Below are 24,001 nucleotides of genomic sequence, written 5' to 3'. Positions count from 1 at the left end.
CATATTACATATTATCCTTCCAATTCCTCTGCTTCATATACAGACCATAACCGATCGAATAGACTTAAAGCAGATGGAAAAGGACTATTCCATTCTAGGTATTGACTAATTTCATCATAGGTTGAAGAATGCTTCGGGAAGGAATGATCCTGAAATAACCAATCTGCAAACTTTCTTTCTTCTGCATGCTTGTGCATTCCTCGATATTTCATCATAAAATGATAAAACGATCGTTGCATGGATTCACTCCCCTTTCCATCACTCTACTGGTAGGTTTTCTTGTGTGTCTTCTCTTTTTCGATAGGCTATTCCAGATGTAATAATGCCTATTTCATATAGTACAATCAATGGTACGATTACAAATAATTGTAATAAAAAGTCTGGTGGAGATAACATGGTACCTAATATGACAAGCACTAAATAAGCGTATTTGCGAATCTTTTTCAAACGAGTAGGCGTAATAATTCCGAGGCTCGTTAAAAACATTGCAATTAGTGGCACTTCAAAAAAGAATGCAAATGGTAACGTAAAGGAAAGTAAAAACCGAAAATATTTATCAGCTGAAAACATATTTACAAGCATGCCTTCACTCAAATTTAACAAGAAACTTAAGATAAATTCATTTACGATGTAATAGCCAAATAATAAGCCTAAAATAAATAAAAGAAAAAGAGCTGGTATATAAGCTAACGTTACTTTTCGTTCCCGTGGCGTTAGACCAGGGCGAACAAATCCCCAAGCTTGCAAACAAAAAATTGGGATCGTCCCTGTTATTGCAATAACACTAGCAATCATTATATAGATCCAAAAGATTTCTCCAGGACCTAAAGCAACAAGCTCAAACTGCAAATCACTAGTAAAAAAATGATAAATTTCCTCAACATATACAAACCCTAAAATAAAAAATACGACAAAGAAGAATACGGTCCATATTAGTCGCTTACGTAATTCACCTATATGTTCTGTTACTGCCATTTCTCTTTCATTAATTTGATGTTCATCTGACATACAAGTACCTCCATTCGCCAATCAACTTGTCTAATTTCTATTGGCGAAAAGCTATTATTCTAAAAAAATTCATTCATTTCAAGAAAAGAAGATGTAAGGGCGCAGCCCCTACACCTTCGAATCCAACAATTTTATTTTTTATCCGGTGACTCAATCTTTTTTGTTTTGGCAGATTCGTCATTATCAGACATTATTCCGCTTGCTGCACGTTTAAATTCTTTTAAAGACGTACCAACTGCTCTACCAATATCCGGTAGCTTCGAAGGACCAAAAACGACTAATGCAATTACAAGTATTAAAATTAAACCAGGTATGCCAATATTAGATAGCATAATCATTCACCTCGAGAAGCATTTAGTTTCTTACTTTTGTTTTGGAGACACTACTTCTACTTCTTTTATTTCTTCTGTAGTATCTTCCGTTAGTTCACGTGTGGAATTTTTAAACTCTTTTAACGTTTCACCTGTAGCACGACCTAACTCAGGCAATTTCTTTGGTCCAAAAATAACAAGCGCAATGATTAGTATTAGAATCAAACCAGGAATACCAATTGTTGATAGCATAGATTATTCACCTTCCGTTCATATACTTCTTTTACAAATTATGTCCAAAAGAATTTCTTTCATAAAAAATACTTTACAATAGAACGCTTTTTCACTATTTTCTCTTAAAAATATAGAATTTGCAAATATAAATGAAATTGTTTATAAATTGTTCAAATTATCTCTTTTTCATATATGTACAAAAGTAATAGTCGTAAGGATTTTCATCATCTTTCAACCCTTTTACCTTGTCCACTAGCTCCCACTCTTGATCAGAGAAGGTTGGAAAAAACGTATCTCCATCAAATTCATCATCTATATGGGTAATATACATTTTATCCGCAATTGGAATAGCATCCTTAAACAGCTGATAACCTCCAATAACAAATAGCTCTTCCTCTGGATTTTCTTCATTCCATGTTAATACCGGATCCCAAGAATGAATAACTTCACATCCAATAGCAGTATATTCCTTATTTGTAGTCATTACAACATTTTCTCGTTTCGGTAGTGCCCTCCCAATTGATTCATATGTTTTTCTGCCCATAATAATTTTATGATGTAAGGTCGTTTGTTTAAAAAACTTCAAATCATTTGGCAAGTGCCAAGGGAGTTGATTGTCCTTGCCAATAACCTGATTATTATCCATAGCAACGAGTAAAGAAATCATAATGCATCATGCCTCTTTCTATATAATTAAACTGCCACTGGTGCCTTAATCGCAGGATGAGGATCATAGCCTTCTAACACGATATCTTCCATTGTAAAATCAAAAACAGATTCCACATTTTTATTTAATTTCAATGTAGGCAAGGATTTCGGTTCTCGTTCAAGCTGTGTCTTCACTTGTTCCACATGATTTACATAAATGTGAGCATCTCCAATTGTATGTACGAACTCTCCAACTTCTAAGTTACATTCATGGGCAATAAAATGTGTTAGTAGAGCATAGCTTGCGATATTAAATGGTATACCCAAGAACATATCCCCACTTCGCTGATATAGTTGACACGATAGTTTATTGTTTGATACATAGAACTGAAATAATGTATGACATGGTGGTAATGCTGAGTTTGGAACATCTTCTGGATTCCATGCCGAAACAATTAAACGACGGGATGTAGGATTTGTTTTAATTTGCTTAATTACATCTTTTAATTGATCAATGGTCTCACCATTTGATGTTGCCCATGCTCTCCATTGTTTTCCATATACATTTCCTAAGTCCCCGTATTTGTTGGCAAATGCATCATCATCTAAAATTCGTTTTTTAAATAATTCCATTTGTTCATCGTAATGTTTCTTGAATGATTCATCTGTGAGGGAGCGCAACCCAAAATTAGTCATATCGGGTCCCTTATATTCATCGCTTTCCACCCATTTTTTAAAGGCCCACTCATTCCAAATATTGTTATTATGCTGTAACAAAAATTTAATATTGGTGTCCCCTCTCATAAACCATAACAATTCACTGGCAATAAGTCGAAACGGGACTTTTTTTGTCGTCATTAAAGGGAATCCTTTAGTTAAATCAAACCGCATTTGACAACCAAACACCCCAATTGTACCAGTTCCTGTTCGATCTTCTCTTTTCTCACCATTATCCAAGATGTGTTGACATAACTTTAAATACTGATCCATTTTTTCCCGCATCTCCCTATTCTATTTATTTTACAATATTGTAACATGTACATAATCCTTTTTGTAGCTCATATAAATGTTACATCTAAATTGAAAAGGTGGTGTTTCTATGCCAGGCATAAATACAAAACCATTAATCTTCGGCACGCTTGCAAGTAGTTTGGCCCTTACGCAACCTTTTTCAGCGTATTTAGATGTTGATGTTCAAAAGGAAAATAAAAAATTAACCAATTCCGAAACATTAACATACGGTATGCATGGTGAAGCTGTTCGTGTATTACAAAAAAAGCTGAAAAACGTTAATATGTTCGAAACAGAAATTGATGATGAATTTGGAATTATTACCGAGCATTATGTTAAAAAGTTCCAAAGAAAATATAACTTAAATGTAAATGGTCGCGCTAATAAAGAAACGATATACAAACTAATCGAGGTTGAAAAAGAGCATTATCTTGAACCTCTCACCTCTTTAGAAAATGAATCCATTGATATTGGTATGTATAGTGAAGATGTTAAGAAAGTTCAAGGTGCCCTTCACTATTTTGGCTATTACCAAGGTAAAATTGATGGTATTTATGGGCCATTAACGAAAGCTGCAGCAGAAAAGTTCCAGGAAGATCATGATATTCCAGTTAAAACGGAGCTAGATGAACAATTTGTAGAACAACTGCAAGCCTCCCAAGAAGCAGAGCAACAAGCTATGGTTCAAACGGTTCAACATACTCCTGAAAAACAAACAGTGAAGCAAACAACAACAGTAAATGCATCTGGGGTAATAGGAATTGCTAAATCCTATCTCGGCACACCATATGTTTGGGGTGGCGAAAGTCCAGGTGGCTTTGATTGTAGTGGGTTTCTCCAATTCGTATTCGCTCAAGAAGGGTATTCCTTACCTCGAACAGTCGCGGATCAGTGGTATGCTATGGCATCGGTTTCGAAACCAAGCGTTGGGGACGTTGTCTTCTTTGAAACGTACAAAGCAGGCCCGTCCCATGCAGGTATATACTTAGGAAATAACACCTTTATTCATGCAGGAAATAATGGTGTTGAAATAAGTGATATGACCATATCTTACTGGCAACAACGTTATTTAGGAGCGAAAAGAGTGCAATAAGTGCATGATTGAATTGATATTCGATACATTTATAAGGACTGATTTAAAAATCAGTCCCTTCCCATTCACGATAGAATTGATCCAGAAAAGACTCCATAAATTGGTGTCTTTTTTCTGCTATTGATTTTGCAGATTGCGTGTTCATTAAATCCTTTAATTTTAATAGTTTTTCGTAAAAATGATAGACTGTCGTTTTGTTTTCATCTCGATAATCTGTCTGTTTATAGGACTCCATCCAGTCCGGATCATGCATTTTATGCCCTTTACTCCCCCCGTATGCAAACGTCCTTGCAATACCGAGCGCACCAATAGCATCTAATCGGTCTGCATCTTGGACAATCTGACCTTCTAGCGTTTTTGGTACTTGATGGTTCCCCTTAAACGATACATCCTTCATTGCAACTTTAATTTGATTCCTTCTTTCCTGAGATACTCCTAACGTTTGTAGTAACGAGTCGATATCCTCATTTGCACGCATAACATCTTCTGTTAACTTTTCATCTGCAACATCGTGTAGCAATGCAGCCATTTCACATACAAAGATATCTGCTTCTTCCCTCATTGCAAGGTAGCGAGACATCTTTACTACCCTTTCGATATGTGAAAAATCGTGTCCAGTTGCATCAGCTTCGAATATCTCTCTTACCCAAGATGTTGCTTCCTGTATAACGTTAAAATCATCCATTAAAATTCCCCTCCAAATAAGTCCAACTGTCTTGGATTTAATCCTTCGTACTGTATGTTTAATAGCTGAATAAGTTGTTTTGCATTATCTGCAGCATCTCCACCCGAATTGTTATTAAATAGAATCGTAATTTCTTTCGATTTTGCATGTAAATCTTCTATCCAATTTTTCCATTCTAACAATTCTTCTTCGTTGTATCGATATAAAAAACGAACCGCACGCCAATCTCGATTGCCATTCTTGTTCCAGCCATGAACATTCCTGCCATGAAATCGTATTAACGTTTTTTCATGGGTAGGCTCTAATATAGTCGGTATAGAACCCTCACCCGCCTGTGGCTCATCACATATGGAATGAATCCAATTTTCTTCTCTCATAAACTCTAATGTTTTTTCTTTAAATTCAGGCTGAAACCATGTACGATTACGAAATTCCAGAGCAAGTGGCAAATTGGGTAAAGTCTTTCGAATGATTCGTAATTTATGTACATGCTCTTTGCATAGGTGAAACCACGGTGGAAATTGAAATAAGATGGCATTTAGTTTATTTGCTTCCATTACAGGAGTAATGGAAGCGGCATATGCTAAGAGTAGTTCATAAAATTCTTCCTCCGAACGTTTTACGCGATCATGTCCAGTTAAACCCTGAAATGCTTTAATGACAAAGGAAAAGTCAGCAGGTGTTTCTTTTACCCATTTTTCATAATTATTTCTCGATTGTATGGCATAAAAGGCAGTATCCACTTCCACTACTGGAAAGTGGGAAGCATATGCGGATAGTTTATTACTTGAGGAACTACCCTCATATAAAGAAGGGTGGTCTCCCCAACCTGTTAAACCAATATGGATCGTCATCTTTCATCCCTCTTATTTTATTGTTTTATTTTATTTTAACAAATTTTCTAATTTCATGAGCAATTACCCGTTTTATGGCGGTTTTAGTAGGATAAGGCTTCTTGACTGAAAAATTCCAATTGGATATAATAAAACTACAAATAGAGTATGTAAGGATTCGCGAAAGACAGGTAACTTCAAATAGAAGTATTGGATTTTGTGTCCTTCACTTCTATGGAAGTTACCTCTTTTTGTTAGGCTACTTTTAGCTTCTTGTATCTTTCATACTTATTTGTGAAATAACCACATTTTTTTGTGAAAGATTTTAGGAGGATTTTAATTATGCAAAATGGTGTAGTAAAATGGTTCAATGCAGAGAAAGGTTATGGATTTATTCAAGTGGAAGGTGGAGACGATGTATTCGTACATTACTCTGCAATCCAACAAGAAGGATTCAAAACGCTAGAAGAAGGTCAAAATGTGCAATTTGAAATTGTAGAAGGTGACCGTGGCCCTCAAGCTGCAAATGTTACAAAACTATAAAAAATACTAATATAAACGGCAATCCTATTCGGATTGCCGTCCTTTATTTTTGATGACCATATTATTAGGATTGTTTTTCTTCTAAAACCCTAGTAAACTAGTTATTAGAGTGTTAAGGAAGGAGATAGCAATGGACATCCGTTATTTACAAACCTTTATGCAACTACAAGCTATACAGCTTTTTACAAATAATCAATCCAATCCTGGTTCCTCAATGGGACAAGCTTTTCAACAAATATTACAAAGTCAGCTGACAAACGGAAACACCACCTTTCCTAGTCAGAATACAGCTACTTTTAACCCAAGCACCCTTTACCAATTGCATTCTAATTATTCGCCGAACGTGCAACATACCGTAACAAAGCAATATGGTTCGTCGGAAATTGAAAGTTTCATACAAGAGGCTGGGACTAAGTATGGTGTGGATCCGAATCTTATCCGCTCCGTTGTTCAAACCGAAAGCAACTTTAATCCCAGTGCTGTTAGTCATGCTGGAGCGCAAGGCTTAATGCAGCTAATGCCTACTACTGCTAGAAGCCTAGGAGTTACAAATTCCTTTGATGCAAAGCAAAACATTGAAGGTGGAACGAAGTATTTACGTGATATGTTGAATCGATATGATGGCGATATTACAAAGGCATTGGCGGCATATAATGCAGGACCTGGAAATGTTGATAAATATGGTGGTATTCCTCCATTTGAGGAAACACAAAACTATGTTCAAAAAGTTACGAGTCTGTATTTCGCATAGATGAAATCCACTAGAGGGCGAACCTCTGGTGGTTTTTTGCTTTCTAAATTTATTTCTTGTTTTATGTGCATAATCATTATATAGTATAACTTTGGTTATTTCGCAGTTCGAAAAATCCTGCGTTATCAAAACTAAGGAGGAATTTAGGATGTTTAATGAATACCTATGGATAGGGTTTGCAATCGTAAACTTTATCATGATTTTAGCAATCTATAAGCTTTTTGGTAAATCTGGATTACTTGTTTGGATAGGAATGGCAACCGTAGTTGCGAACATTCAAGTATTAAAACAAGTGGAACTTTTTGGATTCACAGCAACACTTGGAAACATTATGTATGGAACAATCTTTTTAGCGACTGATATTCTTAATGAAAAATATGGTAAAAAAGAAGCAAAAAAAGCAGTTTGGTTAGGCTTTTTCACTTTAATTGCCATGACCATTATGATGCAAATTGCTTTAAGATTCACACCCTCTCCGTATGATACCGTTCAACAATCACTGGAGACCATCTTTAATCTAGTACCACAAATTGCTTTAGGTAGCTTAGCAGCCTATATTGTTAGTCAATCTTTAGACGTTTGGTTATTTACCAAGCTAAAGCAAAAGTTTCCTAGTGACAGCTATTTGTGGTTGCGAAATAATGGAAGTACATTAATTAGTCAATTATTAGATACACTCGTATTTTGTTCCATTGCTTTTTTCGGTACGCCAATGGATATATGGCTAGAAATATTTATTTCCACCTATTTTATAAAATTACTCGTCGCATTACTTGACACACCATTCTTCTATTTCGCAACAAAAATGAAAAATACCGATAAATAGTAGGTCAAATGTATAACGGGCGCCTGCCGAAAGAGTGAGGCGCCCGTTTAAATAATATCCCTTCTATTTTTTAATGCTCTTTCTTCAGCGGGTATTCGATAATACATTAATACACTATGTACAAGTGGAAAGAGAACGGCTGACACATAGGCATGAAAAAGGATAGGAATAATTATAAATTCTAACCCAACAATGATGTAATTCGGATGTCGAACATATTTGTATGGACCCTTGCGAATACGTTCCACTTTGGGCAGAACAATAATTTTTGTATTCCAAAACCTTCCTAATGATGTTAAACACCACATTCTCAGAACTTGCAAAACAAGAAATAGAAAGAGCACAAAAACGGTAATCTTGTTTTGTAAATGGTGAAATAAGTAGCCTTCCACTAGGATTGCCATTAAAAATGTTACATGGGTAAGAACAATCCACTTATAGATTCCCTCTTCTACAATCGTAGCCCCATTTTCCTTCATCCATCTCTCATTGCGATTTGCCACCCACAACTCTATTAATCGCTGTCCAACGATACTGAACCAGATCATAATATAAATCATTGTTTCCACTCCAACCATACGATTTCAGAGCTAAACCCAGGACCAAGGGCTGTAAGAAGTGTGTTCGTTCCGCTAACTGGTTTCGATAACATCGCTTTCCTTAAACAATACATAACTGTTGGAGATGACATATTTCCATGGTTTCGTAAAATTTCATAGGAAAATGCAAACTTTTCTTTTTCACAGGTTAAAACAGTTTGCATCGCATCTAGTACTTTCTGTCCTCCAGGATGAGCAGTAAAGAAAGAAAAATCATCGACTGTTAATTTGTTCTGTACCAAAAAACCTATTACGTGTTCTTTCCAAAATGTATCTACTAGCTTTGGGATACTTTTCGCAAAAATCACATGGAAACCGCTATCCCTAATATCCCACCCCATGACATCTAGAGAATCTAGCTTTGTTTTCGAGCTCGTTGCATGAATATATGGTAAAGCCCCCTTCCCCTTCTGTTTTAATTCACTTTCATCTCCAATTAGCAATGCACATGACACACCATCCCCAAATAGGGCCGTACCTACAAAGTTACTTATCCGTTTATCTTCCTTTTGGAATGCTAAGCTACAAAATTCTACATTAACTAATAGCGCAGATTTCTTTGGATTTGCCGTTAACCAGTCATGCACTCTACTGACCCCAGCCGCTCCTCCTAAACATCCCAATCCAAACAAAGGCATTCGTATTACATCTTCACGAAAGCCTAGTTCATTTATGCAATATGCATCCAGAGTTGGAGTTGCGATTCCTGTACTCGAAACAAATACCAGGCAATCAATCTCGTTTGGTACAACATCGTTATTCAAAAAAGTATTGTTTGATATACAGTCTTTTATTGCCTCGATGCTATGGCTTATTGCCTCTTTTATATAGAGATGATTTCTTTCCGATAATGAATGCCGCTCCTTAAACCAATCAACTGGGACAATGAATTGCCTTTCCTCTATATTTGCATGATCAAATACGGGTAACAATCTTTCTAATTCGGATTGTTTTCGAGGAAACAAATGACGAATTAACTCTTTTGCTTCTTCCTGGCTTAATTTATATTTTGGCAGGCTAACACCTGTAGATACGATATATGGCATTATTGTCACCTTCTTCCTTTGTTATTTTTACCCCTTAGCTTGGAACTATTCGTTTGACATTTTTGAAATATTTATGAACAGAATCATGACAAAAATGTGAATTACATGAAAATCATCTATCGCATCTGTTTTTTTATGGCTATGATGAAATTGAAAAAAGAGGAAAGGAGTGGGGGATCGAATGGCTAAAGTTTTGAAAGGACAACAACCAAGTAATGCTCATGACGAGAAAGAACCAGAATTAAAAGGGACATTTATCTCCGTAATGGCAATAGGTGTTTTTATTATTGTTGCTTGGATAGGTGCTTTCAGTCTCTTTTTAAGTCGTTAGAAAACTTTTGTTGGTTAGGGGGAATGAACTATGCATCTGCATAGGTATGAAAAAATTTGGCTAACCTTTGGTATCGGCTCGTTACTCGTATTTTTAATTGTGCTCGGGGTAGGAGCATTTTATCAAGGAACACAGCCACCGAGCTGTTTAGTAACACTAGACCCAGAAAATGTGCAAGCACATGAATCCTTTAAGGATGAAAACTTGGGTGTACAACAAATTGGAGAGAACGAATATGTTGTGAACATATTAGCTTCTGCCTTCAATTATAATTTCGGAAAAGATGAAGCAGGAGTTCCTGTTCGAAAAATACGTATACCTAAAGGGGCTAATGTAATCTTTCAGGCTACGACAACGGATGTAGTCCATGGATTCCAAATTGCAGGGACGAACGTCAACATGATGTTAGAACCAGGTTATATCAGTGACTATGAAACAACACTAAACAATGTAGGTGAATTTACCATTGTTTGTAATGAATATTGTGGTGTTGGTCACCATATGATGACTGCAGTTTTGGAGGTGTATGAACCATGATTAAAAGCATACCTAAAAATCAATCACGATTAGCAATGGCCTTTATGTGGGTCGCTTTTATATCCTTATTAATTGGGGGATTAATGGGGTTACTTCAAGTATTTGTACGATCAGGACAATTTACATTGCCATTTGGTATCGATTATTACCAAGTTTTAACCGTACACGGAGTTATATTAGGACTTGTCCTAACCACTTACTTTATCATTGGTTTCCAATATGCTCTGATGAGTAAAAGCATTGGTATGACAAACCTCGAGCGGAAAATGGCTTGGATTGGATTTTTTGTTATGCTCGTTGGTACGATTATGACAGCAGTGACAATACTATTAGGAAAAGCGAGTGTCCTTTATACTTTTTATGCTCCACTACAAGCTCATCCAACCTTTTATATTGGATTAGCATTAGTAGTAGTTGGTAGCTGGTTTGCCTGCTTTATTAACTTTCATCAGTTATACCGTTGGAAGAAAGAACATAAAGGTGAAAAATCACCGTTAATGGCTTTTATGGTAGTTATTAATATGTTAATTTGGTTTATCTGTACATTAGGTGTAGCTGCTACAGTGTTAATTCAATTTATTCCTTGGTCCTTAGGGCTAGTTACAGAAATAGATATTTTAGTTAGTCGTACACTATTTTGGTATTTCGGTCACCCACTAGTTTACTTTTGGTTATTGCCTGCTTATATGGCATGGTATACAATTATTCCGAAAGTTATTGGGGGTAAAATATTCAGTGATTCTTTAGCACGACTTTCCTTTATTTTATTTTTATTATTCTCCATCCCAGTTGGTTTTCACCACCAATTGACGGAGCCAGGAATTGATCCATTTTGGAAATACATCCAAGTTGTACTAACCTTTATGGTAGTTATTCCATCTCTACTAACCGCATTCTCCATGTTTGCATCCTTTGAGATGGCAGGTAGAGCGAAAGGTGCAAAAGGTAAACTTGGTTGGTTTAAAAAACTACCTTGGAAGGATGTTCGCTTCTTAGCACCATTTATTGGTATGGCTGCATTTATCCCTGGTGGAGCTGGTGGTATCATCAATGCTTCGAACCAATTAAATGGTGTTATTCATAATACCATTTGGGTTACTGGACACTTTCATTTAACTGTTGCGACAACAGTCATGTTAACCTTTTTCGGGATAGCTTATTGGTTAATCCCAGTGTTAACTGGAAGGACATTGACAAGGAAAATAAATAAATTAGGAATTATTCAAACAATTGTGTGGACAGTTGGTATGACGATAATGTCTGGTTCTATGCATATAGCAGGGCTTCTCGGAGCGCCACGACGTTCTTCTTATTCTGAGTATGGTGGAACGGAGCAAGCGCAGGAGTGGATTGGATATCAGATTGGGCAAGCAATCGGAGGAACAATCCTCTTTATCGGGATTTTATTAATGGTATATATATTCTTCTATTTAACATTCCGAGCACCTATTGGGATAGAGGAATTTCCAGTTGCAGAATATCGGGAAGGAGATGGCGTAGATCGCACTCCAATGTTATTCGAAAATTGGAAGCTATGGATCGGAATTACAGCCGTATTGATTCTCATTGCATATACGATTCCATTTATTGATATTATCCAAAACGCACCACCAGGGTCTCCTGGATTCAAATGGCCGATTGGAAATATATAAGGAAAGAATATATATTTCAACTAAAGTTTGAACAAAAAAATCCAAACCTCGATACAAAAATTTGTATTGGTTTGGATTTTTCTTATGCACTTATCTAGAATTTTAAACTATTCCGTTTTGCAATACTGGTTTATTATCCTCGTCCAATGATTATGCTTTTCTAATACTTACCACTTATAGATTTTCTGATATTTCCCCTCTAAATAGTTCACTAAATAATCAGGGTTTAATCCCTCGCCTGTTACATCATGTAAAATTTCAAGCGGTTCTTTCCTTTTTCCATATTGATGAACATTTCTTGTTAGCCACTCTTTAATCTTATGTAATTCCCCATTTTCGATTGCTTCGTTCATATTAAACTCTTTATTTAACGCATGGCGAAGTTGAGCACCATACATATAACCTAACGCATAGGAAGGAAAGTACCCAAAGCTTCCTCCTGCCCAATGAACGTCTTGCAAAACACCTTCCCGATCATTTTCTGGTCGGATCCCTAAATATTCTTCCATTTTATCATTCCAAAGCTTAGGGAGATCTTTTACTTCAATCTCGCGGTTGATCAAACCTTTTTCTAATTCATAACGAATCATAATATGTAGTGGATAAGTCATTTCATCCGCTTCGATTCGAATAAAGGAAGCCTTTACTTCATTTACCGCTTCATAAAAGTCTTCCTTGGAAAGATTTGCAATGGAATCAGGCGCATACGTTTTTAACCTTTCAAAGTATCGATTCCAAAATGCTTCACTTCGAGCTACATATGTTTCCCAGAATAAGGATTGGGACTCATGTATACCATTCGAAGTTCCAGTTGCAAGCGGTGTACCGACTAGGTCTTCACTAAGGTTCTGTTCATATAAGGCATGGCCACCTTCATGGATGGTACCAAACACAGCCATACGAAAATCATTTTCATCGTATCTTGTCGTTACACGAATGTCATATGGATTAATATTGATCATAAATGGATGAACCGTTTCATCCAGTCGACCGGAATTAAAATCATATCCCATTTCCTTTAATATTTCGATACTAAAAGCTTCTTGCTTATCTTTAGAAAATGGAACTAAAATTTTAGATGTATCTGGTTTATACGTTGCATTTTCAACTTTTTTAATTAGGTTCGTTAAAGAATTTCGTAAAGCCGGAAAAACATTATCTAAGATTTCCACTGTAATACCTGGTTCATACATGTCTAGTAAAGCATCATAAATATTCTTCTCATATCCCCAATAGTTTGCAAACTTAATATTAAAGTCTACCAATTTTTCTAGATAAGGACGGAACATTTCAAAATCCGCCTTTTCCCTCGCTTCTTCCCACACCGATTCAGCCTCAGTCTGGAGCATCACATATTCCTTAAATTCCTCATCTGGAATTTTGGCATTACGGTTATACTCTTTTTCACATTCCAGTATAGATTTATGAATAATAGGATCACTCGTTTCATTCTTTAATGCTTCAATAAAATCCTTCATCGTTTTAGAAGTAGACATTTGATGTACTTTATGTGATAAAACACCAATTGTTTTCGAACGTTGTTTAACAGAATTTTTTGGTGCTTTCGTACGTAAATCCCAAGCCATTAAGCGAATACCTTCGTTGTATGCTTCCATTTCAGCTAAAAAATCAAGAAATTCCTGTTCTGTTTCGGTATATTTCTTTGTCATAATATTTCACTCCCCTTTTGTCTTATCCCTATTATACATAAAAAGAATCCATTACTTCTCTCTTTTGCCAAAATATTGATAATAATCTGTTCGAATAAATCCATTGTACAACTTCCGTTTTTTTGTAGCTTTTCTTCCATAAACTTTTTCGAAATCTTGATAAGAGGTTAAAATATAAACGCTCCAATCCGGATTGTTCGTCATTATATTTCCTAAATCACGATACATTTCTTCTACTTCTTTTTTCTCACCTAGCCGTTCTCCATATGGCGGATTGCCAATTAAGTAACCATTTTTCACTTTCGGGTTAAAATCTCGAACTTGCATCTGTTTCCACTGAATAATATCGGCTAGTCCTGCTTCTTGTGCGTTCCCTTGTGCAATTTCGATCATTCGATGGTCTATATCAGATCCAGTAATGTCTATGGGCTGATCATAGTTGGCTAAATCCTCTGCTTCTGTTAAGGCCTGATCCCATACTTTACTTGGAACAATCCCCCACTCCTCTGCTGCGAATGCACGATTAAAACCAGGGGCAATGTTTTGTCCAATCAGTGCAGCTTCAATAGGAATCGTACCTGACCCTGTAAATGGATCGACAAAAGGATCATTTGGTCTCCAATTGGTTAATTGGATTAATGCTGCTGCTAGTGTTTCCTTAAGAGGTGCTTCGTTTTGTTTCACTCGATACCCTCGTTTATGTAATCCAGAACCAGATGTATCTATCGTTAGTGTTGCTTTATCTTTTAAAAGAGCAATCTCAACTCGATATAATGCGCCCTTTTCCTCTAAGCGGCCTGCCAAGCCATACTTTTTACGCATCCGTTCTACAATAGCCTTCTTAACGATTGCTTGACAATCAGGAACAGAGTATAACGTAGATTTAACCGATTTTCCGATAACTGGAATATTTCCTTCTTCTTCTATGTATTCTTCCCATGGTAAAGCTTTCGTTTGTTCAAATAGTTCATCGAAGGTAGTTGCTTGAAACTCCCCTACTAATAATTTCACTCGATCTGCAGTACGTAACCAAAGATTACTTCTCGCTATTCCTTGAGCATCAGCTTTATATATTATCTTTCCATTTTCTACACTAGTCGTTTCATATCCTAATTTACGCACTTCATCAGCTACAATCGATTCAAGTCCTTGAGCGGCTGTTGCGATTAATGTAAATTCTTTTTCCATTTATTTTAATCCTCCATTTTTTAACTATATCTTCCCCTTCACATTATTCCATACCTCGTAACGAATGCCAAATCTAACAATATAAATTGGTATAATGTTGAAGTGTTGCCTAACTTTGTTATGGACATACCCTTTTCAAAATAAATACTATTCCACACAAAATCATTCCCATACGCAAAAAAGCCTTTTCCAATACTACATTGGAAAAGGCTTTTCTATTGGATAATCATTTTTAAAAGTGGATCATAACCGCATGAACACTCTGTAAGCCATGTTTTGTACCATCGTACTACGAACGGTGGTTAACCTCGTACTCAGGTGGCAATCATCTATCTACAAGCATAATCGCTTGTCCCTCCGTATTGGTTCATTTCCCTCAGGAGAGTGCCCCTACCATTATTTGGGTTGCTCGCTCGTGGGGTTTACCTCGTTCCACTTCAACTATTTCTAGTTGAACTCCGTCACTGTGGCACTTTCAAGGTAGTCATACCATATCCATATGGACTTAGGCATTTTCCCTGCCGTTAGCTATAGTCTATAGCTACCCTGACTTATGAATTCGTCAGGCACGAACACTACAAACATCTCAGTTTGTGCGAGCATGGACTTTCCTCTGTATAATCTAGTTATACAGCGATTACCCGAGCATTCAATATTCCACTTGTTTTGTTCACTGGATTATAAATTATATCATGAATCCAAGAAAAAACAAATGTAAAATTTACCTATTTCAGTCGGCGTACTTTTTACCAAACACCGCTTTTTCTAAATTCGATAAACGTTTAAGAATATCATAGTTAACATTACCAGCAGTAGCTGCAGCTTGTGTTTGGCGCATTCTTGCTTGTACTGGTTGTCCAGTAGTTCCACCTTGTTTCTTTAAACGTTCGTTTTCAAGCTTAAGGCGATCGATTTCTTTTTGCATTGCTTCATAATCTTGAATAATAACATCTAAGAATTGATCTACTTCTTCCTGATTATAACCACGAATTCCAGTTTTAAAATCCTTTTCTAATATTTCTTTACTTGTTAATTGAACTTGTACTTGTTCGTACATTTCCTTCACCCCAACTCATACAGCTTATATCATATTTTTTCAAATAAATGAAGAAAAGTCAATTTACTTTTACAAATATCCATTATGAACATCCATTTCATTCATTTCCATTTCCCGCACTGTATCCTCTAAATCAAATGCTGTTATATAAAAAACTTGATAATCTTTTTTGTTTTTCTTTTCCACCTCCCGCAGAAAAAATGTCGGCGAACCGCCATTTTCTTCATCAAAAACAACCAAACACCCATCCGTCTTATCAATCACCCATTGGTCCTTACGCTTAAACTGCATGGGACCCTCGTACGCTTTGTTCATTAATGGCTGAAAAAAATCTGCTTGCTCTATAATCGAATGATATAGAGATTGTTGTTCTTCCTTCCACCGAACCTCTTGATTTTGAAAAGGTGGCACAACCGCTAATTTCAAGCCGTATTCCGCTTTTAAGGACAAGACAACTTCTGCTGCCCACAATTCTACCCCTGCTTGTCCGGAAATAATGACCCACATCACATCATATTCCTCAACTAGTTGGGTGATTCGTCTTTTTATGCTTTCCTTGATAAAAAGAATTCGTTTGTCATTGCTATTAAATATGTTTAATTCATGAGGTTTATAACCTGTTACATATAAATTTTTCATAATTCTGTTTCACCCTTACTGTTAACTTAACCTATACGTTCCGTTTCTAGTATAAGAAACTACAAATAAGAAAAACGAAATAAGAAGAGCTGAAGGTACCAGCTCTTCTATCTTAACTTAACACCAATTATTAGGATTTGGATTCATCCCTGCAGGTGATACAGCATTCGGGCCCATGTTTGCAGGGGACACCATTTGTGGTCTTCCAGGCCCCATATTCACATGCTGTGTATTCACCGAATTCACAACAGATTGTGTGTGTGGATAAAAGTGATTATTTTTCACTACATGATGATTTTGAATTGTTGTGTGCGTTGGATGAATATGATTCACCTCATGCGGTATAAAATTATTTTTTACACAATGCTTTGTTGGGTGAACCACCGTTTCTGCTGGACTTAAAGCAGTCGGTCTTGGTCTACAGCATTTATGATGACGCATTTTACCCTCTCCTTTCTCCTTGTTCACTATTACTATATTAAGAAAGAGAGAGACATGTACTAAGTCATCAACCTATTTTGGCCAATAAAGTGCTTTGATACATTCCGGAACGCTTATCCTTCTTGACCCGCCTCTAAATCTTTTGGTGTAAATGAAAATGGTAATAATTGTTCCATTGTCATTACTTTTACGTCACCTTTTAAATTTGCGATTTCAACTTCCATATGTGGTTCACAAAATTCACTTAAAACTTGGCGACAAGAGCCACATGGTGGGACCGGTCGATCTGTGTCCGCAACAACAGCTAAGCGATCAAACTCTAATTCCCCTTCTGATATAGCTTTAAAAATTGCGACACGCTCTGCACAACATGTAACAGGGTATGCGGCATTCTCTATATTACAGCCTTGATAAATCTTTCCTGATTTCGTACGGATTGCTGCACCTACACGAAACTTTGAATACGGAACATACGCCTTGTGCCAGATTTCCTTTGCATGTTCTAATAAGTTATTTTGTCCCATTTCTACTCTTCCTCTCTATGGTGATCTTGTTTCATTTGAGTTAAAACATAATCTATCGAGTGATAAATTTCCATAAAGCGTTTTCTTCGGACATCCCGATAATAACTATGAAAAACAAATAATTCTAAGTTTTCTTTTGTATTTTTTACTTGATTTGGCATGATTGGTAAGTTGTGAATCGTTGCTAATGTTTCCCTTTCCCAATCATCTATCCACTTGAATAACGGTTTTGTTTCCTCTTTTACAACTTCAAATAACTCCCGATTTCGCTTTGCTTCCCGTTCTCCGTTTTCATATCGCTGCATACCAGGATTTAATATTTCGTTGTATAGTTGCTCAATAATTTGCAATAAATGTGCATTCATGGAAGTTTTTACACCCTTTTTAAATTAACTTTAACATTATATTCGAATAATTGCATTAATTTCCAGTACTTTTTTTATGATTAGGATTACATTCTATCCTCAATGGATAACAACTGCTTCCGAAGTTGTTGAATCTCTTTATGTCTTTTATATAATTGTTTGTTCATTTCTTGCTTAATCGTATCTGTAAAATTTCTTTCCAACTCTAAAAGATCCTTTTCTAAATCATATATTGCTTTTAACGCATCAAACCTTGATATTTTTACCTCTTCCTGTGCCACTCTCATTGCGAATGCCATAAAACGTCATCCTCCTCTGGCCGTTTTCTTTATTGCATCTATTCTCTTTTTCCTTAGCATCTCCTCCTCAAGCGACAAACAAAGAAGAAATATTACATGCTTTCGATTCTTTTCAAAAAAAGAATAGATTTTTCGACATGCTTCATGATAATAAGGAAGGAGGTTGTTATGATGGCCAAAAAAGATCAACAAAAAAATCGTAAACCAGTTGAAGAAGAACCAACCAGAAGAGGATGGAAAGGGGACGGTAACCCGAAATTAGACGGTCCTAATCGCCCATCTACTTAAAGCTGCATCATATCCCTTCCATTTTGCAAGTGAAACACCCTACATACACTATGGGTGTTTCACTTTTTTATCGCATGGACGACCTTTGCAAAATGACGAATCAGACCTCGCTTTCGGTAAAACGATGACCCAATTTTCTTAGGCTGTATTTGTACAGATTCCCACCACGTATCACGTATTGGACTTTTCGGATACCAATCCTCTTTATATTTATTTTCATGTGAAATGGTTGGATAGGCTTCCTGTAAATTGTCACTATCAATTCGTTTTCTATTTAAAAATTGCTCATATTCATTTCGATTTCCTGTAGGGGTGACATCATTAGCAAACGTTAAAAACTTAGGATAGTAGTCTCGATGAAAAAGAATACTAGCTAACTTTTTGCCAGTTTCAATTCGAGAAGAAGTATCTGTAAACCTCTTAATATAAATTCCATATAAATCCCCTTGTTTCGTAGGAAAGACAACGGAATTTAAATGAAAGAGTTCTTGCAACAGGTAAGGAAAGGTATGAAAAACGTTTTCTCGAAAAAAAGGTTCTTTTATAACCGGTATTTGAATAATATTTTGTTCATTAATGATTTGAGCTGTTAGTAGCCTGTTCTCCTTTCTTTTCGTCCAAAAGTGCAACCATTCCTCTTCCATAAACGTAGATATAGTAAAGTATTTAAAAAGATAGAATAAAGGCTTATTACACTTTACAGAATAGCTGTACAGTAAAAGTTGGGGAAATGCATCGGAAAAAATAAACCAGTTTGCACGCTCATATGTCTTAAATAAAAGCATTCGCATGTTTTTGGATAATAATTGGTTGTATGTAAAAGTTAACAAATCGGTCATATTCCAGCCTGCATTTCTTGACACCATACTAGCTAACAAAGCCCATTTTATTTCTGGATGCTTGAAATAATACTTTAAATAGGCTTTTGTTCTTGTAACATTGTCTTTATTATAATGCTGTGTTTTCTTTTTTATTTCTTGGATTAAATCGGTTTCTGAAAACATATTTATTCCTCCGACTTAGCAACATTTGCCTATTTTTACATTTTGTTTCCCTTTTATCGGGATTATTTGGTATGATACTGCAGAAGGGTGAGGAATAATGAATTATCCAAACGGAAGAAAAAAAGCAAGAAACGAGAGTAATAAGCCAAAACGAAACAATACACTATTTGGCAATCGAGGAATGACCCTCGAAAATGATATAAATGAAACGAATAGTTTTTATCTAGAAACGAATCGTGCTGTGGTCCATAAAAAGCCAACGCCTGTACAAATTGTAAAGGTTGATTACCCACAAAGAAGTGCAGCGGTGATTCGCGAGGCTTATTTTAAACAAGCTTCCACTACAGACTATAATGGTGTCTATAAAGGGAAGTATATTGATTTTGAAGCAAAAGAAACAAAGAACTCAAATGCCCTACCTTTCGCTAATATCCATGAGCATCAAGTGGAACATATGAGACATGTTCTTGAACATGGTGGTATTTGTTTCTTAATAATTCGACTTGCTACAGAAGGAGAAACCTATTTTTTACCTGCCGAGCCATTTATTGAGTTTTGGGATTTACAATTCCAAGGTGGGAGAAAATCAATACCCACTACAAAAATTAAAGAGCACGGCTACCTTATTCCATTTACATTACAAGCAAGAGTAGATTACTTAGCAATTATAGATCAGTTTTATTTTTAACGGGAGGAGAATGAACATGGCAGAAAATAGCCAATCTCGTATGCAAAGAAGAAATGCTAAAAAAGAAAAGAAATCAAAAGGGAAAAACAAAAAGTTAAACTGGAAAAAAGTTTTACTTATATTTGGAATTGTAATGGCAGTATTTATAATTGGAATTGTTGGGACATTTGCCTATTATGTCTCCGGAGCACCTGACCTAAATCCAGAGGAATTATCCGATCCTTTATCTTCAAAAATATATGATCGTAATGGTGACTTGATCGTAGAATTAGGCGCACAAAAGAGAACGAAAATATCCTATGACGATATCCCTAGTATTTTAGAAGACGCCGTAATCGCTACAGAAGATTCCCGGTTCTATGACCACTTTGGTGTCGATGTTTTCCGTATGGCATCTGCAGTTTGGGCAAACGTTACAGATGGGTTTGGTTCCCAGGGTGCAAGTACCATTACACAACAGGTTGTAAAAAATGCCTTTTTATCTACAGACAAAACGATGAAAAGAAAAATTCAAGAACAGTGGCTAGCAATTAAGCTAGAACGTGAATATTCCAAGCAGGAAATTCTTACGATGTATTTAAATAAAATTCATTACGGAGACTCTACTTATGGTGTCGCAAAAGCAGCCGAAGTATACTTTGGTAAAAAGGACTTGCATGATTTAACATTACCGGAAGCAGCATTATTAGCAGGTATACCACAACGACCAAATGCATACAATCCATTTAAAAATCCGGATTTGGCTGAAGAAAGACGAAATCTTGTATTGGATTTAATGGTCCAGCACAATAAAATTACGGAAGAAGAAGCAGCTGAAGCTAAGAAAGTAACGATCGAGGAAATGGTTGTCGACGGTTATGAGAATAGCATGGAATACTCCGATTTTCTTGAAAAAGTAGTACAGGAAGTTCAAGCTAAGTTAGGCGATGAAGTTGATATATATCAGGATGGATTAGAAATATATACAACGCTTGATGTAAATGCACAAGAACGTGTCGAGCTTCTATTAAGTAGCTCAGATGAAAATCCGCTAAAAGCTAATTATGTTGATGAGAACGTCCAAGCAGCAATAACTGTAATGGATACAAAAACTGGAGAAATCCTAGCAATTGGTGGCGGACGAGACGGAAAACAAGGTATAGGAGCCGATTTTAACTATGCCTTTCAAGATGGTTTCCAACCTGGTTCTACGATGAAACCAATCGTAGACTATGGCCCGTATATCGAATACGAAAAAGCATCCACTTATACGCAAATTGTGGATGAAAAGTATTCCTATTCATGGGGAAAAGAAATTAACAACTGGGATACGAACTATACAGGTCAGCAAACGATGCGTTATCATTTAAAGGAATCACGCAACATTCCAGCACTTAAAATCTTCCAAGAAGTCGGTTCAGAACGTGCTGAGCAATTTGTAAGTGGCTTAGGAATCCCTATTCCTGAAGATGGTGTAACCGAGACGGATGCAATTGGTGGTCATATCGAACCAACAACCGTTCAAATGGCTGGAGCATACGCCGCATTTGGTAATAAAGGTATCTATAATGAGCCACACACTGTACGTAAAGTAGTAATAGGTAACCAAACGATTGATTTCAAACAAGAACCAGAAATCGCTATGTCTGATTACACTGCATTTATGATATCAGACATGTTGAAGGATGTTTTAACAAATGGAACTGGTACAAGAGCAAATGTACCTGGAATTCCTGTAGCTGGTAAAACCGGTACGACAAACGACGATATGGATTCATGGTTTGCTGGATATACAACCAATTACACAATTGCAGTTTGGACTGGATATCCGAAAACAAGTGATACGTTACCATTTGATGCAAAAATTATTCCGCAGCTTATGTTTAAAGATGTTATGACGCAATTATCTAGTGGCGTTGATACAGCCGATTTTGAACAACCAAATTCGGTCGTTCAAGTAGCTATTGAAAAAGGTTCTAACCCAGCTAAATTACCAAGTGAATTCACTCCAGAAGATGAAATCGTCTATGAGTGGTTTGTAAAGGGAACAGAACCGAAAGAAACCTCGGAGAAATACGATAAAATCGATCCGGTTAAAGACTTAAAAGCCGAATATAATGAGAAAGATAATACCGTCAAACTGAAATGGAAATATGATAACAAAGAGAAAGTTGTATTTGATGTTCGGGCAGGAGTGCAAAATTCTGATATGTCCACTGTATCCGATATTAAAGACAAAGAGGTGATTATTACCCATATTCAGCCAGGTCAAACTTACCTATTTGAGGTTATCGCTGTGAGTGAGCAAGATAGTGCAAATCGAAGCGAAGCTGTTTCCGTAACACTTGAAATACCTGAAAAAGAGGAAGATTTACTGGATGATCTCTTAGATGGTGATCAAGGTGAAGGAAATGAGAATGGGAATGGGAATGGCAACGGTAATGGAAACAATGGCAATGGCAACGGGAACAATGGCAATGGCAATGGGAATAACGATGATGATGGCGGTGGAGAAGAAGGTAGACCAGATGATGGTGGAACCGATGGCGAAGAAGAAGGTGAGCCGGATGAACCAGGTGATGGAGAAGGTGAAGCTCCTGTAGATGGCGATAATCCTGAAAATCCAGAAGAAGGTGCCGCTTAAAAGGCACAGAAGCAGATCGATTCAGATCTGCTTCTTTTTTATGGAATTATCTCATGTTATTGGATAATTACCGCTTTATTTTGTTACATTATCACACGTTCTTGGAGGATTACCTCTCTATCTTGTCGAATTATCACACGTTCTTGAGGATTACCTTTCTATCTTGTCGAATTATCCCACTTTATTGAGGATTACTCTTTTATTTCGTCGAATTATCCCGCGTTTTTCACGGATTATCACTTTATTTTACAGAATTACTCCATCACATTGAGTAATTAACGATTTACACATATGAATTATCCCTGTTAAGACCGATTTCCCCTCTCCTTTTGTAGAAAAATCAACGTATATTAATGAATTAACATTACATCTAATTGAATAAACCTAAATTCATGTAAAAAAACAAGGTTATTCGAATAGAATAACCTTGTTTGTATCATCATAATTTATTATGCTTTCTCCCTTTTCCTCATTCTCTTTTGGCCTTCTCTACAAACCTCTAATAAAGGACAAATGTCACATTGAGGATTTTGAGCTTTACAGTGATAGCGACCAAAGAAAATCATCCGATGGTGCGTTCTGCTCCATTCCTCTTTTGGAACTTTACGCATAAGTGTCTTTTCTACTTCTAAAACCGAATCCTTCCATCGACAAAACCCAAGGCGTTTCGAGACTCTCTCTACGTGGGTATCAACAGCTATAGCAGGTGTGCCAAAGGCAACTGATACTACAACATTGGCCGTTTTTCTACCTACTCCTGGTAGCTCTACTAATTGTTCATGTTCTCTTGGGACTTCCCCATCATACTGATCGATTAGGATTTGGCACAATTTGCGAATGTTTTTTGCTTTATTTCGAAATAGACCGATGGAACGAATATCATTTTGAAGTTCCTCTAACGTTACCCCTAGATAATCTTCTGGTGTTTTATATTTTTTAAATAAGTCTTTCGTAACCTTATTTACTAAATTATCCGTACACTGTGCCGACAATAGCACAGCGATTACAAGTTCAAAAGGATTTTCATGTACTAACTCACATTCCGCATCGGGGAACATCTCCCCCATCGTATCTAAGCAGAATCGAATTTGCTGTTTGTTTAACACC

The 24,001-nt window shown here is 36.4% G+C and carries 29 protein-coding genes and 1 other RNA gene; 9 read left to right on the top strand and 21 right to left on the bottom strand.

Annotation, left to right across the window (positions count from 1 at the left end):
• Positions 1–11: 11 nt before the first annotated feature.
• From C1A05_RS05930 to C1A05_RS05905, 6 genes are all read right to left on the bottom strand, one after another.
• Positions 12–239 carry a YozE family protein gene (locus C1A05_RS05930; protein WP_102027256.1) on the bottom strand — a complete coding sequence of 76 codons (228 nt, stop codon included), beginning with the start codon at positions 237–239 and terminating at the stop codon, positions 12–14.
• 19 nt (positions 240–258) lie between these two features.
• Positions 259–1,008, bottom strand: coding sequence for a twin-arginine translocase subunit TatC (tatC, locus tag C1A05_RS05925; protein WP_102027255.1), 750 nt, complete (start codon positions 1,006–1,008; stop codon positions 259–261).
• Between the two features lie 131 nt (positions 1,009–1,139).
• Complete coding sequence (locus C1A05_RS05920) at positions 1,140–1,340, bottom strand: twin-arginine translocase TatA/TatE family subunit (protein WP_102027254.1); 201 nt, start codon at positions 1,338–1,340, stop codon at positions 1,140–1,142.
• Between the two features lie 30 nt (positions 1,341–1,370).
• On the bottom strand, positions 1,371–1,571 hold the full coding sequence (tatA, locus tag C1A05_RS05915; protein ID WP_102027253.1) for a twin-arginine translocase TatA/TatE family subunit: 201 nt from the start codon (positions 1,569–1,571) through the stop codon (positions 1,371–1,373).
• 157 nt (positions 1,572–1,728) lie between these two features.
• Positions 1,729–2,220 (bottom strand): dihydrofolate reductase, encoded by a 492-nt coding sequence (locus tag C1A05_RS05910; RefSeq protein WP_102027252.1) that lies wholly within the window; start codon positions 2,218–2,220, stop codon positions 1,729–1,731.
• A gap of 26 nt (positions 2,221–2,246) precedes the next feature.
• Positions 2,247–3,203, bottom strand: a complete 957-nt coding sequence (locus C1A05_RS05905; protein WP_102027251.1) for a thymidylate synthase — start codon at positions 3,201–3,203, stop codon at positions 2,247–2,249.
• 97 nt (positions 3,204–3,300) lie between these two features.
• Between C1A05_RS05905 and C1A05_RS05900 the strand changes: the two genes are divergently transcribed.
• Positions 3,301–4,305, top strand: a complete 1,005-nt coding sequence (locus tag C1A05_RS05900) for a C40 family peptidase (protein WP_102027250.1) — start codon at positions 3,301–3,303, stop codon at positions 4,303–4,305.
• Positions 4,306–4,348: 43 nt separating this feature from the next.
• On the opposite strand, the gene C1A05_RS05895 is transcribed toward C1A05_RS05900, so the two are convergent.
• Together C1A05_RS05895 and C1A05_RS05890 are read right to left on the bottom strand one after the other, a co-directional pair.
• Positions 4,349–4,990 (bottom strand): HD domain-containing protein, encoded by a 642-nt coding sequence (locus tag C1A05_RS05895; protein ID WP_102027249.1) that lies wholly within the window; start codon positions 4,988–4,990, stop codon positions 4,349–4,351.
• A complete protein-coding gene (locus tag C1A05_RS05890; RefSeq protein WP_102027248.1) occupies positions 4,990–5,844 on the bottom strand; it encodes a DUF72 domain-containing protein in 855 nt (284 codons plus the stop codon). Before C1A05_RS05890 ends, C1A05_RS05895 begins: the two co-directional genes overlap by 1 nt.
• Positions 5,845–6,165: 321 nt before the next feature.
• Here C1A05_RS05890 and C1A05_RS05885 point away from each other — a divergent pair, with 321 nt between their 5' ends.
• The 3 genes from C1A05_RS05885 to C1A05_RS05875 all read left to right on the top strand — a co-directional run bounded on the left by C1A05_RS05885 (position 6,166) and on the right by C1A05_RS05875 (position 7,943).
• A complete protein-coding gene (locus C1A05_RS05885; RefSeq protein ID WP_102027247.1) occupies positions 6,166–6,366 on the top strand; it encodes a cold-shock protein in 201 nt (66 codons plus the stop codon).
• A gap of 130 nt (positions 6,367–6,496) precedes the next feature.
• Positions 6,497–7,117, top strand: coding sequence for a lytic transglycosylase domain-containing protein (locus C1A05_RS05880; RefSeq protein WP_102027246.1), 621 nt, complete (start codon positions 6,497–6,499; stop codon positions 7,115–7,117).
• Positions 7,118–7,265: 148 nt separating this feature from the next.
• On the top strand, positions 7,266–7,943 hold the full coding sequence (locus tag C1A05_RS05875) for a queuosine precursor transporter (RefSeq protein WP_102027245.1): 678 nt from the start codon (positions 7,266–7,268) through the stop codon (positions 7,941–7,943).
• A gap of 47 nt (positions 7,944–7,990) precedes the next feature.
• Here the strand turns inward: C1A05_RS05875 and C1A05_RS05870 are convergent, their stop codons facing one another.
• Positions 7,991–8,503, bottom strand: coding sequence for an isoprenylcysteine carboxyl methyltransferase family protein (locus tag C1A05_RS05870; RefSeq protein ID WP_102027244.1), 513 nt, complete (start codon positions 8,501–8,503; stop codon positions 7,991–7,993).
• A complete protein-coding gene (locus C1A05_RS05865) occupies positions 8,500–9,588 on the bottom strand; it encodes a type III polyketide synthase (protein ID WP_102027243.1) in 1,089 nt (362 codons plus the stop codon). Before C1A05_RS05865 ends, C1A05_RS05870 begins: the two co-directional genes overlap by 4 nt.
• A gap of 181 nt (positions 9,589–9,769) precedes the next feature.
• On the opposite strand from C1A05_RS05865, the gene C1A05_RS05860 reads away from it, so the two are divergent.
• From C1A05_RS05860 to C1A05_RS05850, 3 genes are read left to right on the top strand one after another with little or no spacing between them, the layout of a single operon-like run.
• Entirely contained in the window at positions 9,770–9,919 is a 150-nt protein-coding gene (locus tag C1A05_RS05860) for a cytochrome c oxidase subunit 2A (RefSeq protein WP_102027242.1), read from the top strand.
• A 30-nt stretch (positions 9,920–9,949) separates the two neighbouring features.
• A complete protein-coding gene (locus tag C1A05_RS05855; RefSeq protein WP_102027241.1) occupies positions 9,950–10,456 on the top strand; it encodes a cytochrome c oxidase subunit II in 507 nt (168 codons plus the stop codon).
• Positions 10,453–12,108, top strand: a complete 1,656-nt coding sequence (locus C1A05_RS05850) for a b(o/a)3-type cytochrome-c oxidase subunit 1 (protein ID WP_102027240.1) — start codon at positions 10,453–10,455, stop codon at positions 12,106–12,108. Before C1A05_RS05855 ends, C1A05_RS05850 begins: the two co-directional genes overlap by 4 nt.
• A gap of 167 nt (positions 12,109–12,275) precedes the next feature.
• Here the strand turns inward: C1A05_RS05850 and C1A05_RS05845 are convergent, their stop codons facing one another.
• From C1A05_RS05845 to C1A05_RS05800, 10 genes are all read right to left on the bottom strand, one after another.
• The gene (locus tag C1A05_RS05845) at positions 12,276–13,778 is read right to left on the bottom strand and encodes a carboxypeptidase M32 (RefSeq protein ID WP_102027239.1); all 1,503 of its coding nucleotides are present in this window, start codon (positions 13,776–13,778) and stop codon (positions 12,276–12,278) included.
• 51 nt (positions 13,779–13,829) lie between these two features.
• A complete protein-coding gene (locus tag C1A05_RS05840) occupies positions 13,830–14,966 on the bottom strand; it encodes a THUMP domain-containing class I SAM-dependent RNA methyltransferase (RefSeq protein WP_102027238.1) in 1,137 nt (378 codons plus the stop codon).
• Between the two features lie 260 nt (positions 14,967–15,226).
• Positions 15,227–15,615, bottom strand: an RNA gene (gene rnpB, locus C1A05_RS05835) — RNase P RNA component class B.
• An 81-nt stretch (positions 15,616–15,696) separates the two neighbouring features.
• Positions 15,697–16,023, bottom strand: a complete 327-nt coding sequence (gene gpsB, locus C1A05_RS05830) for a cell division regulator GpsB (RefSeq protein WP_102027237.1) — start codon at positions 16,021–16,023, stop codon at positions 15,697–15,699.
• A gap of 69 nt (positions 16,024–16,092) precedes the next feature.
• Positions 16,093–16,662, bottom strand: a complete 570-nt coding sequence (locus C1A05_RS05825; RefSeq protein WP_102027236.1) for an SLOG family protein — start codon at positions 16,660–16,662, stop codon at positions 16,093–16,095.
• A gap of 117 nt (positions 16,663–16,779) precedes the next feature.
• Positions 16,780–17,103: a CotD family spore coat protein gene (locus C1A05_RS05820; protein ID WP_102027235.1), complete on the bottom strand. Its 324-nt coding sequence runs from the start codon at positions 17,101–17,103 to the stop codon at positions 16,780–16,782.
• 113 nt (positions 17,104–17,216) lie between these two features.
• Positions 17,217–17,627, bottom strand: coding sequence for a cytidine deaminase (locus C1A05_RS05815; RefSeq protein WP_102027234.1), 411 nt, complete (start codon positions 17,625–17,627; stop codon positions 17,217–17,219).
• Between the two features lie 2 nt (positions 17,628–17,629).
• Positions 17,630–17,992: a DUF1798 family protein gene (locus C1A05_RS05810; RefSeq protein ID WP_102027233.1), complete on the bottom strand. Its 363-nt coding sequence runs from the start codon at positions 17,990–17,992 to the stop codon at positions 17,630–17,632.
• Positions 17,993–18,078: 86 nt separating this feature from the next.
• Positions 18,079–18,291: a hypothetical protein gene (locus C1A05_RS05805; protein ID WP_102027232.1), complete on the bottom strand. Its 213-nt coding sequence runs from the start codon at positions 18,289–18,291 to the stop codon at positions 18,079–18,081.
• 347 nt (positions 18,292–18,638) lie between these two features.
• Positions 18,639–19,583, bottom strand: a complete 945-nt coding sequence (locus C1A05_RS05800; protein WP_102027231.1) for a DUF2515 family protein — start codon at positions 19,581–19,583, stop codon at positions 18,639–18,641.
• Positions 19,584–19,680: 97 nt separating this feature from the next.
• Between C1A05_RS05800 and recU the strand changes: the two genes are divergently transcribed.
• Positions 19,681–20,271 (top strand): Holliday junction resolvase RecU, encoded by a 591-nt coding sequence (gene recU / locus C1A05_RS05795; protein ID WP_102027230.1) that lies wholly within the window; start codon positions 19,681–19,683, stop codon positions 20,269–20,271.
• Between the two features lie 16 nt (positions 20,272–20,287).
• Entirely contained in the window at positions 20,288–22,894 is a 2,607-nt protein-coding gene (locus tag C1A05_RS05790; RefSeq protein WP_102027229.1) for a penicillin-binding protein 1A, read from the top strand.
• A gap of 449 nt (positions 22,895–23,343) precedes the next feature.
• Here C1A05_RS05790 and nth read toward each other — a convergent pair whose 3' ends face one another.
• Entirely contained in the window at positions 23,344–24,000 is a 657-nt protein-coding gene (nth, locus tag C1A05_RS05785) for an endonuclease III (RefSeq protein ID WP_102027228.1), read from the bottom strand.
• Position 24,001: the final 1 nt, after the last annotated feature.

This window comes from Salirhabdus sp. Marseille-P4669 (assembly GCF_900240405.1).
Lineage (GTDB): Bacteria > Bacillota > Bacilli > Bacillales > Alkalibacillaceae > OEQK01.
The sequence above is the reverse complement of the archived record's forward strand: the minus strand, read 5'-3'. Positions and strand labels throughout refer to the sequence as shown.

Excerpts from the sequence above, each read along its gene's own strand:
- C1A05_RS05850 (WP_102027240.1), top strand. The coding sequence starts at position 10,453 with ATGATTAAAAGCATACCTAAAAATCAATCACGATTAGCAATGGCCTTT.
- tatC (WP_102027255.1), bottom strand. The coding sequence starts at position 1,008 with ATGTCAGATGAACATCAAATTAATGAAAGAGAAATGGCAGTAACAGAA.
- C1A05_RS05840 (WP_102027238.1), bottom strand. The coding sequence starts at position 14,966 with ATGGAAAAAGAATTTACATTAATCGCAACAGCCGCTCAAGGACTTGAA.
- tatA (WP_102027253.1), bottom strand. The coding sequence starts at position 1,571 with ATGCTATCAACAATTGGTATTCCTGGTTTGATTCTAATACTAATCATT.
- recU (WP_102027230.1), top strand. The coding sequence starts at position 19,681 with ATGAATTATCCAAACGGAAGAAAAAAAGCAAGAAACGAGAGTAATAAG.
- C1A05_RS05905 (WP_102027251.1), bottom strand. The coding sequence starts at position 3,203 with ATGCGGGAAAAAATGGATCAGTATTTAAAGTTATGTCAACACATCTTG.
- C1A05_RS05815 (WP_102027234.1), bottom strand. The coding sequence starts at position 17,627 with ATGGGACAAAATAACTTATTAGAACATGCAAAGGAAATCTGGCACAAG.
- C1A05_RS05920 (WP_102027254.1), bottom strand. The coding sequence starts at position 1,340 with ATGCTATCTAATATTGGCATACCTGGTTTAATTTTAATACTTGTAATT.
- C1A05_RS05890 (WP_102027248.1), bottom strand. The coding sequence starts at position 5,844 with ATGACGATCCATATTGGTTTAACAGGTTGGGGAGACCACCCTTCTTTA.
- C1A05_RS05865 (WP_102027243.1), bottom strand. The coding sequence starts at position 9,588 with ATGCCATATATCGTATCTACAGGTGTTAGCCTGCCAAAATATAAATTA.
- C1A05_RS05820 (WP_102027235.1), bottom strand. The coding sequence starts at position 17,103 with ATGCGTCATCATAAATGCTGTAGACCAAGACCGACTGCTTTAAGTCCA.
- C1A05_RS05870 (WP_102027244.1), bottom strand. The coding sequence starts at position 8,503 with ATGATTTATATTATGATCTGGTTCAGTATCGTTGGACAGCGATTAATA.
- C1A05_RS05930 (WP_102027256.1), bottom strand. The coding sequence starts at position 239 with ATGCAACGATCGTTTTATCATTTTATGATGAAATATCGAGGAATGCAC.
- C1A05_RS05895 (WP_102027249.1), bottom strand. The coding sequence starts at position 4,990 with ATGGATGATTTTAACGTTATACAGGAAGCAACATCTTGGGTAAGAGAG.
- C1A05_RS05805 (WP_102027232.1), bottom strand. The coding sequence starts at position 18,291 with ATGGCATTCGCAATGAGAGTGGCACAGGAAGAGGTAAAAATATCAAGG.
- C1A05_RS05845 (WP_102027239.1), bottom strand. The coding sequence starts at position 13,778 with ATGACAAAGAAATATACCGAAACAGAACAGGAATTTCTTGATTTTTTA.
- C1A05_RS05825 (WP_102027236.1), bottom strand. The coding sequence starts at position 16,662 with ATGAAAAATTTATATGTAACAGGTTATAAACCTCATGAATTAAACATA.
- C1A05_RS05810 (WP_102027233.1), bottom strand. The coding sequence starts at position 17,992 with ATGAATGCACATTTATTGCAAATTATTGAGCAACTATACAACGAAATA.
- C1A05_RS05855 (WP_102027241.1), top strand. The coding sequence starts at position 9,950 with ATGCATCTGCATAGGTATGAAAAAATTTGGCTAACCTTTGGTATCGGC.
- C1A05_RS05800 (WP_102027231.1), bottom strand. The coding sequence starts at position 19,583 with ATGTTTTCAGAAACCGATTTAATCCAAGAAATAAAAAAGAAAACACAG.
- C1A05_RS05900 (WP_102027250.1), top strand. The coding sequence starts at position 3,301 with ATGCCAGGCATAAATACAAAACCATTAATCTTCGGCACGCTTGCAAGT.
- C1A05_RS05910 (WP_102027252.1), bottom strand. The coding sequence starts at position 2,220 with ATGATTTCTTTACTCGTTGCTATGGATAATAATCAGGTTATTGGCAAG.
- C1A05_RS05790 (WP_102027229.1), top strand. The coding sequence starts at position 20,288 with ATGGCAGAAAATAGCCAATCTCGTATGCAAAGAAGAAATGCTAAAAAA.
- C1A05_RS05860 (WP_102027242.1), top strand. The coding sequence starts at position 9,770 with ATGGCTAAAGTTTTGAAAGGACAACAACCAAGTAATGCTCATGACGAG.
- C1A05_RS05885 (WP_102027247.1), top strand. The coding sequence starts at position 6,166 with ATGCAAAATGGTGTAGTAAAATGGTTCAATGCAGAGAAAGGTTATGGA.
- C1A05_RS05875 (WP_102027245.1), top strand. The coding sequence starts at position 7,266 with ATGTTTAATGAATACCTATGGATAGGGTTTGCAATCGTAAACTTTATC.
- gpsB (WP_102027237.1), bottom strand. The coding sequence starts at position 16,023 with ATGTACGAACAAGTACAAGTTCAATTAACAAGTAAAGAAATATTAGAA.
- C1A05_RS05880 (WP_102027246.1), top strand. The coding sequence starts at position 6,497 with ATGGACATCCGTTATTTACAAACCTTTATGCAACTACAAGCTATACAG.